General features: G+C 69.6%; 6 protein-coding genes. 5 read left to right on the forward strand and 1 reads right to left on the reverse strand.

Annotation, left to right across the window (positions count from 1 at the left end; genetic code table 11):
* Positions 1–46: 46 nt before the first annotated feature.
* The 5 genes from pglX to IEZ06_RS08630 all read left to right on the forward strand — a co-directional run bounded on the left by pglX (position 47) and on the right by IEZ06_RS08630 (position 11,973).
* Positions 47–1,957 (forward strand): BREX-2 system adenine-specific DNA-methyltransferase PglX, encoded by a 1,911-nt coding sequence (gene pglX / locus IEZ06_RS08610; protein WP_229797894.1) that lies wholly within the window; start codon positions 47–49, stop codon positions 1,955–1,957.
* 76 nt (positions 1,958–2,033) lie between these two features.
* Positions 2,034–5,741, forward strand: a complete 3,708-nt coding sequence (locus IEZ06_RS08615) for a DUF6079 family protein (RefSeq protein WP_189236152.1) — start codon at positions 2,034–2,036, stop codon at positions 5,739–5,741.
* A complete protein-coding gene (gene pglZ / locus IEZ06_RS08620; RefSeq protein ID WP_189236153.1) occupies positions 5,738–8,530 on the forward strand; it encodes a BREX-2 system phosphatase PglZ in 2,793 nt (930 codons plus the stop codon). The genes IEZ06_RS08615 and pglZ overlap by 4 nt, the downstream gene beginning before the upstream one ends.
* 3 nt (positions 8,531–8,533) lie before the next feature.
* Positions 8,534–9,877, forward strand: coding sequence for a BREX system ATP-binding protein BrxD (gene brxD, locus IEZ06_RS08625; RefSeq protein WP_189236154.1), 1,344 nt, complete (start codon positions 8,534–8,536; stop codon positions 9,875–9,877).
* Positions 9,874–11,973 carry a DEAD/DEAH box helicase gene (locus IEZ06_RS08630; RefSeq protein ID WP_189236155.1) on the forward strand — a complete coding sequence of 700 codons (2,100 nt, stop codon included), beginning with the start codon at positions 9,874–9,876 and terminating at the stop codon, positions 11,971–11,973. Before brxD ends, IEZ06_RS08630 begins: the two co-directional genes overlap by 4 nt.
* A 70-nt stretch (positions 11,974–12,043) precedes the next feature.
* On the opposite strand, the gene IEZ06_RS08635 is transcribed toward IEZ06_RS08630, so the two are convergent.
* A complete protein-coding gene (locus tag IEZ06_RS08635) occupies positions 12,044–16,675 on the reverse strand; it encodes a DEAD/DEAH box helicase family protein (protein ID WP_229797895.1) in 4,632 nt (1,543 codons plus the stop codon).
* Positions 16,676–16,708: the final 33 nt, after the last annotated feature.

The following is a 16,708-nucleotide window of genomic DNA, read 5'->3' on the forward strand; positions in this document are numbered from 1 at the left end:
CGCATCTGGCCTACATCGGCCCGCGACACCGATAGTCCCAAAACTTATGATCGGCTCAGTAACTGGAGATGACTCCGTGTATATTGTTCCTCGGTCCGCCGCATCTCGTCATGACTCGGGTCTCCTAAGGCCTTTTGTGGATGGCGAAAGTCTTAGAGATTGGTCTCTTGATCCGTCAACCTTAGCAATTTATCCTTGCGAGCTTCCTCCGGAGTGGAGGGATGACATCGAATCCGGGATTCTCTGGCCGTACCGTGAATGTCTCCGTTCCACTCTTTATTTCGGTGAAGTTAAGGAGAGTCGCAGGCTTCGATGGTCGGACTATGTATACACTTCTCCGTCTAAGCTGAACTCTGAGCGAATGATTGAGTATGCATTCGTTTCGTCTCACAATAATTTCTCCCTTGTCAGGAGAAAAGTTGTCTCTAATAAGTCCGCCCCTCTAATTATCCTGCCTAGTGAGGCAGGGGAGGATGAGCACCTGGAGTTGTTGGGGGTGCTCAATAGCTCCACTGCATGCTTCTGGCTTAAGCAGGTGAGCTATCCCAAGGGTGGCGATCCGATCGGAGACGAAGGCGCACGGGTCAGTGCCGAGTCATGGTCGGACCGGTACGAGTTTACCGGGACGAAGCTCAAAGAATTCCCGCTGCCAGGACGTTTGCCGTTGGATCGTGGACGCGAGATTGATGCGCTTGCTCAGAAGTTGACATCGGTCAACCCATCCAATGTGGCGGCAGAAGCCGTACCAGCTCGGGAAGCGTTGGCGAAGGCCCAACGGGATTGGCTCTCCACACGCCGTCAGATGATCGCGGCGCAGGAAGAGCTGGACTGGGAGGTCTACTCGCTCTACGGCCTCCTCGATGAGGAGCTGACCGCTCCAGAGCATGCCGTACCGGAGCTGAACCTTGGTGAGAGGGCCTTCGAGATCGTGCTCGCCCGCAAGATGGCGACGGGAGAGGTGGAGACGGAGTGGTTCGCCCGGCACGGGTCCACGCCGATTATCGAGTTGCCGGCGCACTGGCCCGCTGAGTACCGCGCGGTGGTGGAGCGGCGGATCGCGCTCATCGAGTCCGACCGGAACATCGCCCTGATCGAGCGGCCGGAGTGCAAGCGGCGCTGGGCGACTGAGGGCTTCGACGCCATGCGGGAGAAGGCGCTGCAGGAGTGGCTGCTCGACCGGTTCGAGCGGCGTGAGCTCTGGTTCGACCACATGGACGGCATGGAGCAGCCGAAGCTGCTGACCACCGCGCAGCTCGCCGACGCGCTCCGTCCCGACGCCGACGTGGTCGCCGTGGCCGAGCTGTACGCCCCCGGCAAGGACCTGGAGAAGGTCGTCGCCGAGCTGGTCACCGACGAGCACGTGCCGTACCTCGCCGCCCTGCGCTACAAGGAGAGCGGCCTGCGCAAGCGCGCCGACTGGGAGCACATCTGGGACCTGCAGCGGCAGGAGGACGCCGCCGACTCCGAGGAGGCGAAGAAGCGCATCCGGGACAGGATTCCGGTGCCGCCGAAGTACGGCTCCGGCGACTTCCTCAAGACCTCCTACTGGCGCAACCGCGGCAAGCTCGACGTGCCCAAGGAGCGGTTCATCTCCTATCCCTACGCGAGCCGTGACGGCGCCTCCTCCACTAAGGACGGGACCCTGCTGCTCGGCTGGGCGGGCTTCGACCACCGGGAGCAGGCGCAGGCGCTCGCCACGCTGATCATGGAGCGGGAGCAGGGCGACGGCTGGGGTGCGGAGAAGCTCCGCCCGCTGCTCGCGGGACTGCGCGAGGTATTGCCCTGGGTGAGGCAGTGGCACGGGAAGTTCGACGCCCTCTACGGTGCCAGCCCCGCTGAGGTCTACGAGGGCTTCCTCGACCAGACCAAGAACCGCCTCAACCTCACCGACGAGGACCTCACCGGGTGGCGCCCGCCGGCCACCGGCCGCGGCCGGGGAAAACGGGCCCAGTCCTGACCGGGTCCGCGCGGCGACCCTCCTGACATGCCGGAAGAGCAGAATCCATCCCCCTATCGCACCTAACGTGGGAGACATGTCCACACCGACCCAGCAGCCGTTGCTCCGGGACGTCATCGACATTCCGGAGGGGATGAGCGACAGCGACCTCGTCCTGGAACTCGCCAGCGGGATCAGTAAGGCCGAGGAGACGCTGCGCGAGTATGTGATCACCGAGTCGCTGGTCAAGAACTTCGACCAGGCGCTCGGACTGATCAAGAGCGCGGTGACTGGGCAGGCGTCGAAGGCGGCCTACCTGCACGGCTCGTTCGGCGCCGGTAAGTCGCACTTCATGGCGGTGCTGCATGCGCTGCTGCGCGGCGAGAAGGCGGCTCGGGAGCGCACGGAGTTCGCCGGGCTACTGGCCAAGCACGACTGGATGGAGGGCAGGAGGTTCCTGCTGGTCCCGCTCCACCTGCTCGGCGCCAAGTCGCTGGAGCAGCGGGTCTTCGGCCGCTACATCGACTACGTCCGGGTGCTGCACCCGGACGCGCCGATCCCGGCGGTGCACCGGACCGACGCGCTGCTGGACCAGGCCCGCTTCACCCGGCGGCAGGTGGGCGACGAGGCGTTCATCGCGGGCCTGCCCGGGGGCGAGGAGGAAGAGGACGAGTGGGGCGAAAGTGTGTCCTTCTGGACTCCGGAGAAGCTCGACGCCGCCTTCGCCGGGGCGCACAGCGACGAGCTGCGCCGACGGCTCGTCAACGACCTGCTGCAGAGCTGGAACAAGGGCTTCTTCCGCGACGCCAAGGAGGACGCCGAGGCGTTCGTCTCGCTGGACGCGGGCCTGAAGGAGATCAGCCGCCACGCCAGGGAGATCGGCTACGACAGCCTCATCCTCTTCCTCGACGAGCTGGTGCTCTGGCTGATCAACTCGGCGGGTGACGCGCAGTTCGTCAGCCGCGAGATGCAGAAGATCACGAACTTTGTGGAGTCGGGCGACCCGGACCGCCCGGCCCCGGTGGTGAGCTTCATCGCCCGCCAGCGCGACCTGCGCGAGGCGCTCGGCGAGCAGGTGACCGGCACCACCGAGCTGAGCATCCTCGACACCCTCGACCTGGCCAAGGCCCGCTTCGACACGATCACGCTGGAGGACCGGAACCTGCCGGTGATCGCCCGCGAGCGAGTGCTCCGCCGCAGGGAGCCGGCGGCCGAGTCCGACGCCGCCATCGCGCGCGCCTTCGACCAGGCGACCAAGCTGCGCCAGCAGGTCTGGGACACCCTGCTCGGCAGCGGGACCGGCACCGGCGCCGACATCGAGGCGTTCCGCAAGACCTACCCGTTCAGCCCGGCCTTCATGGACACGCTGGTCCACCTGTCGGCGGCGCTGCAGCGGTCCCGCACGGCGCTGAAGCTGATGCGCCGCCTGCTGATCCGCCGCCGCGACGAGCTCCGCCTCGGCCAGCTCATCCCGCTCGGAGACCTCTACGACGTCATCACCGAGGGCGGCGACGAACCGTTCACCCAGAAGCTCAAGGTGGAGTTCGAGGCCGCGCAGAAGCTCTACGGGTCGCGGCTGAGGCCGTACCTGCTGGACAAGTACGGCCTCACCGAGGACGACGTCGCCCGGGCCCGTAAGGGGCAGGACGGCGACGACCCGGAGAAGGCCGCCAAGGCGAAGGCGCTCGCCGGTGACGACCGGTTGATGAAGACGCTGCTGCTGTCGGCACTCGCACCCACCGTGCCCGCCCTGCACAACCTGACGGCCGGCAGGCTCGCGGCCCTCAACCACGGCAGCTTCGTCAGCCCCCCGATCCCCGGCATGGAGGTCACCCAGGTCGCCCGGAAGGTCGAGGAGTGGGCGGGCCGGTTCACCGAGATCAAGTTCGTCAAGGGGGACGACCCCGGCGTCGGCCTGGAGCTGGTCGGCGTGGACGTGGAGTCGATCCTGTCCACCGCCCGGTTCGCCAGCACCGAGGGCGCCTGGAAGAGCCTCGTCAAGCGGCTGCTCTACACCGAGCTCGGCGTCGCCGAGACCGGGCAGTACAGCGGCGACCGGTTCGACCTGACCTGGCGCGGCAGCCGGCGCTCCGTGGAGGTCGTCTTCGGGAACGTGCGCGACGAGCACGACCTGCGCGACGACGCCTTCCAGCCCGCTGACCCCACCGCCTGGCGGGTGGTCATCGACTACCCCTTCGACTCCGGCGATCACACGCCCGCCGACGACCGCAACCGGATCCAGTCCATGATCGCCCGGGGCGTGCACGGGCGGACCGTCGCCTGGGTGCCCGCCTCGCTCTCGGTCGAGCGCATGCAGGACCTGCGCCAGCTCGTCATCCTCGACTACGTGCTCTCCGGGCAGCGGTTCGACGAGCACGCCGGTCACCTGAACCCGACCGACCGGCACCGGGCCCGCCAGACCCTGACCGAGCAGCGCAACGTCCTGCAGGGCAAGCTGACCGAGACCCTCCGCCAGGCGTACGGGCTGACCACCAAGCAGTCCGGTGACGTCGTCACCGGCTTCGACGACCACCTGTTCTCCCTGGAGGAGGGGCTGCGTCCCCGGCTGGCCTCCGGAGCCAAGCTCTCCGACGCGATGCGCTCCCTCGCCGACCAGATGCTGGCCGTGCAGTTTCCCGCGCATCCCGACTTCGACCTGGAGCGCACCGGTGTCACGGTCAAGCCCGCCGAGCTGAAGACCGTGCTGGAGTACGTGCGGCGGGCCGCCGAGAAGCCCGGCGATCCGCTGGAGGTCGACAAGCCGCACCGCGCGATCATGCGCCGGATCGCGAACCCGCTGCTCATCGGAGAGATGCACGACGCGAAGTTCGTGCTCGGCTCGTACTGGCGTCAGCACTTCCACCAGCAGGCGCACAAGGAGGGCGTCACCGGCGACCTGCGCCTGGCCAAGCTGCTCGACTGGATCGACCTGCCCGACGCCCGCGGCCTGGAGAAGCCGGTCGCCCACCTGGTCGTCGCGTGTTTCGCCGAGCAGACGGACCGGGCCTTCGTCCACCGGGGCGTCGTCGAGCGGACGACCCCCGAGCTGAACCAGGTCAAGGACGACATGGCCCTGCGGGACGAGCCGCTCCCCGGCGAGGAGACCTGGGAGGCGGCGCGGCTGCGGGCCATGGAGATCTTCGGGCTCAACCCGCCGCAGCCGCGCAAGGCGCGGCTGGTGGCGATCCTCGCCCGGCAGCTCTGCGAGGAGGCACGGCGTCACACGGACGACGCGCGCAGGCTCGTCGGAGAGCTCGAGGCCCACGAGGAGATGCTCGGGCTGGACCCCGCGGCGGAGCGCGGACGGCTGCACACCGCCAGGATCGCGGCCGACCTGCTCGACGGGCTGGCTCAGGAGCAGCAGGAGCGGCTGGAGGTCATCCGCAGGATCGCCGGAGTCGACGGCCCCGCTCAGTACATCGGCAAGAGCATCAAGAGCGCCGCGGCGGTCTGCGCCGCGCTGCGCAACGCCCCCTGGGAGAACTTCCGGCTCATCGCCTCGCTGGGTGACCCGCACCGGGAAGAGGCCGAGAGAATCCTCGCCAGACTCCGGGAGACGGCGGCGGCCGACGAGTTCGTGGTGGGACTCGGTCCGGCGCTCTCGGCAGCCTCCAAAGCGGCGACCGAGCTGCTGAGCAAGGCGATCGGCCCCGGCCCGCAGCCTCCGCAGCCTCCGAAGCCTCCGAAGCGGACGGGAGGGACCGCCACGGTCCACATCACCGGTCTGGCGGCCCTCGCCGAGGAGATCGCGGCGAAGCACCCCGGCGCCACCGTCAAGGTCACCTGGGAGGTGGTCGAACCGTGACGGCACAGGACTCCCCGCCCGCGGTGACCGGCCGCGTCCTGCCCGTCACCTCCGCCGCGCTGGAGCAGGAGGTGACCAGGCTGCTGCGCAAGTACGCCGGTCGCGACGAGAAGGTCCTGCTGATGCGGGCCCAGCCGTCCGGCAACGGCTTCAGCCCGCTGACCGTCGGCGACCGGCAGGTCCGGATCGTCTCCTGCGTCTCGCCGCTCGCCGTGCTCGAACAGGTCACCGAGCATGTCGAGAGCGACGATGAGGGCATCCTGGTGGTGCTCACCGGCGCCGAGGAGAACGAGCTCGGCGCGGGGCTGCTCAGCCGCGCCATCCGGCAGCGGGTCTTCATGGTCGAGCCGTGGCGCTTGATCGAGGAGAGCTTCGGCGCACAGCAGCTCGACCCCCGCCTGACCGCCGAGAGCTGGGCCGGAGAGGCGCTGCTGGACGCCATGCCGCCCGGCGGCTGGCCGCGCCTCGCCGGGACCCTGCTCACCCGGGACACCGCGATGCGCGCCCTGGCCGTCCGGCGCCTCCGGCTCGACCGCCTCGGCGTCGCGCCCGAGAACATCGACGCCGCCGCGCTGCTGCTGTGGAGCAGGGACCGGGAACAGGTCGAGGCGTTCCGCACACTGCGGGAGGCCGAGCGTGACGGACTGGTCGCCTGGCTCGCGGAGTGTGCCGGGGGAACCGCCGAGGTGCTGTTCCCCCTCGTGGAGGCGGGCCACGGCATGGACGCCCTGGCGCTCGGACTGGTCTGCGCAGCGCTCTGGCACCCCGGCGCCGGAGCCGACGCGCAGCGTGCCCAGGGCGGGGTGCTGACCTACATCGCCATGGCCCGGCCCGGTGAGACCAAGGTGACCGACCGGGCCGTCCGGGAGTTCGCCGCCGCCGCCGAGCAGCTGGTCGGCTGGATGCTGGCCGACCGGCGCGACGAGAACGCCGCCCGGCAGGCGCACGCCGTACTCGACCGGGCCGAGGAATTGGCCGTCCAGTTCGACGCCGGCCAGGCCGTACGGCACAGCCTGCTGCTCCGCTCCAGCCTCGACGCCCGCGTCGCCAAGGTCGCCCGGGCGCTGAAGACGTGCATCGCCGACCAGTGGAAGGTGCCGGACCTGGCGCGGGCCATCGCAGAGCTGCGCCGGCACAGGCTGGCCGACGTGCACGCCCACCGGGTACGGCGGGCCGAGATGGCGCAGCGGCTCGTCCAGTGGCTCGCCGTCTCCTCTGGCGCGCACGTCACAGGCGTTGGCACGGCCCTGCAGGGCCAGATCGCGGAATGGGGCTGGGTCGACCGGGCTCGTGACGACATCTGGGCGGGCGAGGAGCTCGACCAGACGCTGCAGGCCGCCTACCGGGAACTGTACGAGATCGTCCGCGAGCGGCGGCGCGCCCTGGACGAGGAGTTCGCCGCCCGGCTGGCCGCGTTCACCGCGGCCGGGAACGACCCGGGAGAGATCCTCACCGTCGAGACGGTGCTGCCGCGCGTCGTGGCCCCGCTCGTCGCGGGCGCGAGCGGCAAGAGGCGTCCTGTGCTGCTCCTGGTCCTGGACGGGATGAGCGCGGCCGTCGCCGCCGCGCTCGGCGAGGAACTGCGCGCCGAGCGGTGGGAGGAGTACGACCCTGTCCACCTGTCCGAGCAGGAGCCTCGCCGCCGGGGCGTGCTCGCTGCCCTGCCCACCCTCACCCAAGTGTCGCGCGCCAGCCTGCTGGCCGCTCGCGTCACCACCGGCGGGCAGAAGGAGGAGAGTACGGCCTTCGGCGCGCACGCGTTCTGGAAGGGCCGCAAGGCCAGGCTCTTCCACAAGGGGGGCCTGCCCGGGGAGGCCGGCGAGACCCTCGGAGACGAGCTGGTCCGGGCGCTGAACGACGAGGACACCGCGGTCGCCGTCGTCCTCAACACCATCGACGACAGCCTCGACAAGGGACGCGCGGACGTGCCCTGGCGCATCGACGACATCGCCGGGATGCGGGCGCTGCTCGACCACGCCCGCTACCAGGGGCGCGCGGTCATCCTCACCAGCGACCACGGCCACATCCTGGAACGCGGAGGCGACCTGCGCCGTGTCGACGGCGCCGGGTCGGCCCGGCACCGCGCCGCCGGGGCGCCTGTCGGCGCGGGGGAGATGGAGCTGGCCGGGACGCGGGTGGCGGTCGAGGACGGCCGGATCGTCGCTCTCTGGGACCCCTACGTCCGCTACACCGACAAGAAGGCCGGCTACCACGGCGGCGCGTCACTGGCCGAGGTGACGATCCCGCTGCTGGCGTTCCTGCCGCTGGGAGCCGCCGCCCCGGCCGGCTGGCGCGCCCTGCCGGACCAGCGCCCCGCCTGGTGGTCGCTCGACGCCGGGGAGCGAACGCCGCCCGCGCCCGCCGCACCGACCGCGCCCCGAGCGAAGAAGAGCACCAAGAAGCAGCAGGACCAGCCGGAGGGACCGGGTCTCTTCGAGATCGAGGCGCGACCCGCCGAGGCCGCCCCTGCGCCCGAGAAGGCGCTCGTGGCCGAACTGTTCGGCACCGAGCTGTTCCAGGCCCAGCAGAAGCTGCTGCCCCGCAAGGTCCCGACCAGCAAGATCGAAGCGGTGCTCACGGCGCTGCTGGAGTCCGGAGGAGTGCTCCCGCTCCCGGTGGTCGCGGAACGGGCCGGTGAGGCCACGGTGCGGGCCGCCGGGTTCGCCGCCGTCCTCGGACGCGTCTTCAACATCGACAACCATCCCGTGCTGAGCGTCACCGACAACGGGCGCACCCTCAAGCTCGACGTGGCGCTGCTGCGCGAGCAGTTCGGGCTGAGAGGACGGTAAGAGGTGACGGTCGGCCCGGTCAGCGCCGCGCGGCGCCGCGAGGTCATCGACGCGCTCCGCAACGGGGCGGTGCCCCAGTCCGGGCTGGGCCTGCTCGCGGTGGGCCTGGCCCGGTTCGACTCCGCCGTGGCTACGGAGCTGGACACCATCGCCTCCGGCGGCGCGGTCTTCAAAGCGGTCCGCGGCGAGTACGGCTCCGGCAAGACGTTCTTCAGCCGCTGGCTCGCCGAGCAGGCCAAACAGCGAGGTATGGCCACCGCCGAGGTCCAGGTATCGGAGAACGAGACGCCGTTGCACCGGCTGGAGACCGTCTACCGGCGACTCACCGAGCGGCTCTCCACGGCGTCGTACGCGCCGTCCGCGCTGCGCCCCGTGGTCGACGCGTGGTTCTACGTCCTGGAGGAGGACGCCCTCGCGGCGGACCCCTCCCTGGACGGGATGGCGCTGGAGGCCGCCGTCGAGGAACTCCTCGTCCAGCGGCTGGCAGAGGTCAGCCGATCCGCGCCGACGTTCGCCGCGGCACTGCGCGGCTATCGCAACGCCCTCGCTGCCGGTGACATGGGGACCGCCGAGGCAATTCTCGCCTGGCTGGGCGGGCAGCCGAATGTCGCCGCCGCGGCCCGCCGGGCGGCGGGAGTCCGCGGCGACCTTGACCATTTCGGGGCACTGGGCTTCCTCCAAGGGCTGCTGGCCGTGCTCCGGGATTCCGGCCACCCTGGCCTGGTGCTGGTGCTCGACGAGGTGGAGACCCTGCAGCGGGTCCGCTCCGACGCGCGCGACAAAGCGCTCAACTCGCTGCGGCAGCTCATCGACGAAGTCCACTCGGGCCGCTTCCCCGGCCTCTACCTCCTGATCACCGGGACGCCCGCGTTCTACGACGGGCCCCAGGGCGTGCAGCGGCTCACCCCGCTGGCACAGCGGCTCGCCGTCGACTTCACCGCCGACGCGCGCTTCGACAACCCCCGGGCGATCCAGATCCGGCTGCCCGGCTTCTCACTCGAATCGCTGGGCGAGCTTGGCAGGAAGGTCCGCGACCTGTACGCGTCCGGCGCGTCCGCGCCTGGCCGTGTCTCCGCTGTCGTCGACGACGACTACGTCGCCGAACTGGCCTCGGCCGTCGCCGGAGGACTCGGCGGGCAGGTAGGCGTCGCCCCACGGATCTTCCTGCGGAAACTCGTGGACGTGCTCGACCGCGTCGACCAGTTCGACGACTTCGACCCGCGCAAGCACTACGCACTCACCCTGTCGGCCGTGGAACTCACCGACGTTGAGAGCAACGCCGCCTCGGGCAGCGCAATGGTACGGCCCGCGGTCTCGGTCGATGAGGTCGATCTGGACCTCCCATGACGCTCACACGGCTGCATCCCACGTTGGTGCATCACGTCGTCAACACGCTGGGCTGGCCGGCGCTGCGCCCCCTGCAGGAAGCCGCCACCGGTCCTCTGATGGAAGGGGCCGACGCGCTCCTGCTCGCTCCCACGGCCGGAGGCAAGACCGAGGCCGCCATGTTCCCGCTGCTGTCGAGGATGGCGACGGCCAACTGGAGCGGCACCGCGATCCTGTACGTGTGCCCGCTTAAGGCACTGCTCAACAACCTCCTCCCGCGCCTGGAGCGGTACGCCGAGTGGATCGGCCGACGCGTCGCCCTCTGGCACGGTGACGTGAGCGGTCCGGCACGCAAAAGGATCCTCACCAACCGGCCCGACGTGCTGCTGACCACACCGGAGTCGCTCGAAGCGATGCTGGTGAGCGTCAACGTGGACCACCGGCAGTTCTTCTCCGGGCTGCAGGCCATCGTCGTCGACGAGGTGCACGCCTTCGCCGGAGACGACCGCGGCTGGCACCTGCTGGCGGTCCTGGAACGGCTCACCCGGCTCATCGGCCGACCCATCCAGCGTGTCGGCCTGTCCGCCACCGTCGGCAACCCCGCCGAGCTGCTCGCCTGGCTGCAGGGGACCAGCACCCGCCCCTCACTGGTGATCGCTCCCGACCTGCCCTCCGGCGCGCCGACCGCTCCTTCCGGTGACATCCAACTCGACTACGTCGGTTCGGTGGCGAACGCGGCCAAAGTGATCGCCGCTCTGCACCAGGGAGAGAAACGACTGGTCTTCTGCGACTCCCGGCAACTGGTCGAGGAACTCGGCCACTCCCTCCGGGCGCTTGGAATCACCACCTTCCTCTCCCACGCCTCGCTCTCAGTGGACGAACGGCGCCGCTCGGAAGCGGCCTTCGCCGAGGCCCGCGATTGCGTCATCGTCTCCACCTCCACACTCGAACTGGGCATCGACGTCGGTGACCTCGATCGCGTCATCCAGATCAACGCCCCGGATACCGTCGCGTCGTTCCTGCAGCGGCTCGGCCGTACCGGACGGCGGGCCGGAACCCTGCGCAACTGCCTGTTCCTCGCCTTGACGGAGGACGCACTCCTGCGGGCGGCCGGGCTGTTGACCCTGTGGGGGAGAGGCTGGGTTGAACCGGTCACCGCTCCTCCCGAACCCCGTCACATCGTCGCCCAGCAGTTGCTCGCGCTCTGCCTGCAGGAGCACAGGGTCGGCGACAAGCTGTGGCGTGATTGGTGGAACGGATTAGGGCCGTTCGGCGGCGCGGCGGACCCGATCGTGCGGCACCTCGTCACCCATGGGTTCCTGGACGAGGACTCCGGCATGCTGTTCATCGGTCCGGAGGCCGAGCGCCGTTTCGGCCGACGGCACTTCATGGAGATGACTTCCGTCTTCACCGCGGTCCCCGAGTTCACCGTGCTGTCAGGCCGGAAAGAGGTCGGCCGCACCGACCCCGCCCTTCTGACAGAGGAGATCGAAGGCCCGCGGCTTCTCCTGCTGGGCGGGCGAACCTGGCAGGTCACCTACATCGACTGGCGGCGGCGACGCTGCTTCGTCGAACCGGCGGACGGGCGGGGCAAGGCACGCTGGAACAGCGCGAGTGGACTGAGTGGCCTGTCGTTCGAGCTCACCCGCGCGATGCGCGCGGTCCTGCTGGGGGAAGACCCGCCGGTGCACCTCACCCAGCGGGCCAGAGACCGGCTGTCGGCGGTCCGTGAGGGGGCCTCCGAGACGGTGCATCCCGACGGGACCGTCATCATCCGCGACCCCAGCGGGGAGATCCGGTGGTGGACCTGGGGCGGGTTTCGGGCCAACGCCACGCTGGTGTCCACTTTGGCGGGAGCCGTCAGCCCGGGACAGCGTGTCGAAGAAGACTCCCTCCGGCTCCGTGAGGACCTCACTCCCGAGATGTGGAAGAGGGCCGTCACCGGTGCCGCCGACCGGCTCGCGCTTCCCGAGGTCGACCGTAAGGCACTCAACGGGCTCAAGTTCAGCGTCGCCCTGCCGGAACGGCTCGCTGAGGCGACGCTCGCGGCACGCCTTGCCGACCTCGACGGGGCCGCCGCGGTCCTGCACGACCCGGCGCGCTGGACGGTTCTCTGACTACACGGCAACCCTGTCGCGGTGCTGAACGGCGGCCTGCCCACCATGGTCAGGCCGCCGTTCTGCACCGTTACCCCTCTTCCACCTTCAGTGGTCCGTCTCCGGCAAGGAGCCGCAAGACCTTGAGTGCGGTGCCCCGGCTCAACAACTCGTGGTTCCGCTCGTTGCGCCGGTTGCGCAGGCACCCGTAGCAGGACGTCTCCTCGCCACACTCGCACGCTGACATGCGCCGCAGCGCGGTCTCGCCGACGATGTCGAACCCCCTGGCGATCCGCATCACGGACCCGGCACCGCCGGGCACCGTGTCGTAGATGACCAGGCTCGTCTTGCCGTCGGCCCCGGAGTGGACCGTCCCGTCGATGTCGTCGCGGCTGATCTCCAACCCGTAGGCGGCACCTTCGAGCAGGGCGTACAGCGTGGACAGCCACTCTGCCCACGGCATGCTCAGCCCGTCGAAGCAGAGCTCCAGGATGTCGGTCTCGTAGCGGTGCGCCAGGGAACGCCACTGCAACTGCCCCTTGCACTCCGCCTGGCGGAGCGGGCTGGAGTGGCTCGGCGCCTTCCGGCCCAGATTCGGGGTCGCCCAGCCGCACCAGTCGCAGATGAGGTAGCCGGCGCCGCCGATCCCCTCGGACAGCGCGACCATGACGCCACGCTCCCCGGACCGGGCCCGCACCATCATGCCGCCCGCCGTACGCCAGTTGAACTCCACCGGGTCGGCCGCCAGCTGCACCACGTGGGTGGCGCCGTTCCACGAGGTCTTGGGCGGCTCGGTCCCAGGTTTGCGGGTCTTGCGCTCCGCGACGAAGCCGAACTCGGGCACGCAGTACTCTCGTGGCACTGACTCCGCCGGCGTCTGGCAGCCGGGGCAGATGGCCTCCGGGTCCTGCCCGACGTACCGGAAGTGACCACAGTTGCGGCAGACGTAGTACTTGCGGCTGATCAGCTCACGTCCGGGTAGCCGGTAGATGCCGGCCGACGTCCACAGCTGACCGCCCGCCACCACCTCGGCGCCCGGCGCGTACTCGTAGATGGCACTGGACAGGTCACGCGCCAGATCCAGGGTGGCCCCCACCTGGCCGTCGCAGTGCGTGGTCCGCAGTTCCACGGTGTCCACCGGGAAGCCGTACTTCGGCAGCACGTTCCGGTTGGCCAGGAACCCGATGAGATTGCGCCTCATCAACGTGTTGATGGTCTTCTGGAAGCGGTCGGCGATCTGGAACTTCCGGCCCTGCACGGCTTCGGCGATGCGTTCTTCGAAGAGCGTGATGTCCTGATCGAGCTCGTCGCGGACCTTGTCCAGGAGATCGCAGAGCCTGATCACCCAGCTCTCCGACTCCACCCCGATCTCGCCCTGGACCTCCGGGGGGAGCACTCGCCGCAGGGTCTCGGTGATCTCGGCGGGAACGGGCGTGAGGAAGTCGAGGACCCGGTTGCACGGCGCGTCCTGAGCGCCCTGGGAGCCGCGGAAGAACTCACCCGCGTTCCGCCAGACCTCGCCGCTGGTCGCCTTCGCGTGCCGGAAGAACGCGGCCATCGCCACCGAGTGCGCGTGCCGCCGGTCGATGCGCTCGTTGCCCAGCGGCACGTACGGCGCGCGCACCTGACCCGCGATCATCGTCTCCGGCTCGGCGTAGCGGGACAGGTCGTGGGGCCGGCGCTGGGCGTAGGTGAGCACCAGCGCCGCGGAGTCCGCCCGCCGGCCCGCACGACCGGCGCGCTGGATGTAGTTGGCCGTGGTCGGCGGCATGTTGCGCAGCATCACCGTCTGCAGCTCACCGACGTCGACGCCCAGCTCGAACGTCGTCGAGCAGGACAGCACGTTCAGCACGCCCCGGACGAACTGCTGCTGGATCTCCGCGGCCTTGGTGCCGGTCCACTGGGCCGTGTGCTCCATGGCGGTCAGCGGGATGGGCGTCATGGTCTGGTACAGCGTCGCGTAGTGGTCGTCGCGGTCCGCCGTCGCCTCAACGAGGCTGCCGGAGCAGCTCATCATCGGGCAGACGCCGCGCACGCTGACCCCGGTGAACCGGCGGCACCGGTCACACCGGTAGAGCTTCTCGGCGGCGGAGAGCCGCAACATCGTGTGGTCGATCTGGTGGACCACACCGACCTTGCGCGGACTGTCACTCGGCAGCCACGGCACCTTCTGCCGCCCGTTCTGCACCGTGAGGAACTGCCAGCAGCCCTCCAGGACCTGCTTCGGATCGACCGGTGAGCCGACTGCCGTGAGCACCCGCTTCAGATAGTCCAGCCGCCGGTTCACCCCCCGGGTGGGGAGCCAGCTCAGCACCTTCAACTTGGCCTCCGACCCGTCGCTCCGGACATAGATCGGGCCGGTCCGCGGCTGGAACGCCTCGTCCTGCGGGTTGACGTTCTCCGGCATGGTGAGCACACCCTGGGTGCGCAGCGACCGTACGAGCTCCTGGAGCAGGTCCCAGCACTCGTCCTCGGACAGGCCCAGGGCGAGCAGGCCGGGGGGCACCAGCCACGAGGGGTCCCGCAGCAGCTCCACCCGGACCAGTCCCAGGCCCTCCAGCGACTGCCGCTCGTCCAGGGCGAGCAGCTCGCGCATCACCCACAGCGCGACGGCCCGCTGCCTGGTGGAGTCGTCGTCCTTGGCGGGGAAGACGCCGGCCTTGTTGGCCGCCTTGGTCACGTAGAAGACCAGCGTGGCCACGCTCACCGGGTCACCGTTCTCGGAGGCCTCTCGCAGGCCCTCCATGATGAGGCGGCGGTGCTGCAGCCCGGAGTAGCTCGTCTCCAGGTAAGGGGCGAAGAAGGCGGCCTGCTGGCGGCTGTCGCTGAAGGCGAGGAGCTTGCGGCCCTCACCGGGATGGTCGGCCGTCTCCGGATCGGGGGCCGGCGGGATCTGCTGGTACAGGGCCGTCGCCAGCACGGCCGCGGTGGCGTCCCGGCCGCTGTCGAACTGCCGGATGGTGCCGGAACCTCGGCCGCCGCAGGCCAGGCAGCCGGTGGGGGAGGCGGCCTTGGTGTTCAGCTTCCGGACCGGCCGCAGTGTGGTCTCGCCGCAGCCGTTCCTGCCGCAGAACGCCTGCGCGGAACTGTGCAGCGCCCCGCAGCGCGGGCACAGGTAGGCGGTCTGACCCTCGGTCGGCGCGGCGTCGGAGAGCGTGTCCTCGTCCTCGTCGGCGACCTCGGGAGCGTCGTCCAGCAGGAGCCAGGCCCGGGGATTGTCATGGGTGATCCGGGGCGTGAAGACGAATCCCCCCGAAGCGTTGACGACGGCACCCATCAGGTGCGCCGCGCCGCACCGCTTGCACCCGGCGAGCTCGAACATGGCCCCGTCACAGGTGGGACAGGTCTCGTGCCGGTTCAGTGAGACATGGGGGCCCTGACCGGTCAGGCAGGTGTAAGCGCCCTCCGTGGCCCTGGCGAACAGGTGGTACCGCGCCGACAGCACGGCGGTGCCGGACGGGTCCTTCACCCGGCTGCCGACCTCGACCAGCGCCGCCAGACCTCCCTCCGGGTCCTCCTGGTCGCCGAAGAGGAGCCGGGCGAGGTCACCGAATGCCTTGGGGCCGCCGGACAGCGTGCTCCGGAGATGGGCCATCGCGTGCTCGTGGGCCAGAGCGATGGCGGAGTGCTCGTACTCACCGGCCACGTGCCAGCCCAGCGCGTCGTTGAGATCCTCCGTCCGGGCCAGCTCCTTGTACTGCTCCGCGGAGAGCGGGCCCCAGAACGGACCCTGGGGCATCGTCACCCGGGTTGCGTTCACCAGATCCTGACGGCTCGCGTCGCCCTCGACCCACTCGAATGGCACGTTGAAGAGCTTCGAGGCGAACTCCATCACGGCCTCGGGCTCGTCACCCACGGTCGCACTGGTGGCGATGCACTGCAGGCGCTGCTTGGGCGCGACCCGGTCGTGCAGGCGGCGCAGGAGCATGCCGAGCTCCTCGGCCTTGGCGCCGTCGTAGACGTGCGCCTCGTCGAGCGCGATGAACTTCCAGTGCCCGCCGTGGTCCCCCTCGAACAGGTCCATGTCGGAGGGGCGGAGCAGGAGATACTCCAGCATCGCGTAGTTGGTGAGCAGGATGTGCGGGGGCTTGTCCCGCATCTCCTGACGGCTCAGCAGCTCGTTCTTCAACGGCTGCTGCCCGGGGTTCAGCTCGGCGAACTGCGCGAGGCCTTCATGCATGTGCTCCTTGGTGTCCCCGGTGTACCGGCCGAAGGTGATGTACGGCGTGGCCGCCAGCAGCTGGCGCAGGCGCTTGAGCTGGTCGTTGGCGAGCGCGTTCATCGGGTAGAGGAGCAGCGCGCGTACGCCGGGCCCGAGCGTGCCGTTCGAGTGCTCGGTGATCAACGAGTTCAGGATCGGCAGGAGGAAGGACTCCGTCTTACCCGAACCTGTGCCCGTCGCGACCACCAGGTTCCGGCCGTCGGCGGCCTTCCTGATCGCCCTCTCCTGGTGCAGGTAGAGCGCCCGGTCCAGGGGGAGGGCCTTGCTGCCCAGCTCCTCGAACGAGGGCGAGAGCACCTTCTCTCCGATGAGCTGTCGCAGCGTCGCCCCCGTCGCGTACGGGGGCGTGGCCTCCAGCAACGGTCCCTTGGTCAGCATCGGGCTGTTCATGATCTCCGCGACCAGCGCTTCCGCGATCTTCGGGTCGCGCATGGGCAACAACGATCGCAGGTAGCGCCGGTAGGTGTCGGTAATGAGAGCACTTGTCTTCAGCGGATCCACGGTGAGCTCCGATGGCTGAGAGAAGATCGAAGG

Source organism: Planomonospora antibiotica (genome assembly GCF_014647955.1).
Taxonomy (GTDB): Bacteria; Actinomycetota; Actinomycetes; order Streptosporangiales; family Streptosporangiaceae; genus Planomonospora; species Planomonospora parontospora.

Bases quoted from the DNA above. Each gene is read 5' to 3' on its own strand.
- pglX (WP_229797894.1), top strand. From the start codon at position 47: ATGATCGGCTCAGTAACTGGAGATGACTCCGTGTATATTGTTCCTCGG.
- IEZ06_RS08615 (WP_189236152.1), top strand. From the start codon at position 2,034: ATGTCCACACCGACCCAGCAGCCGTTGCTCCGGGACGTCATCGACATT.
- IEZ06_RS08630 (WP_189236155.1), top strand. From the start codon at position 9,874: ATGACGCTCACACGGCTGCATCCCACGTTGGTGCATCACGTCGTCAAC.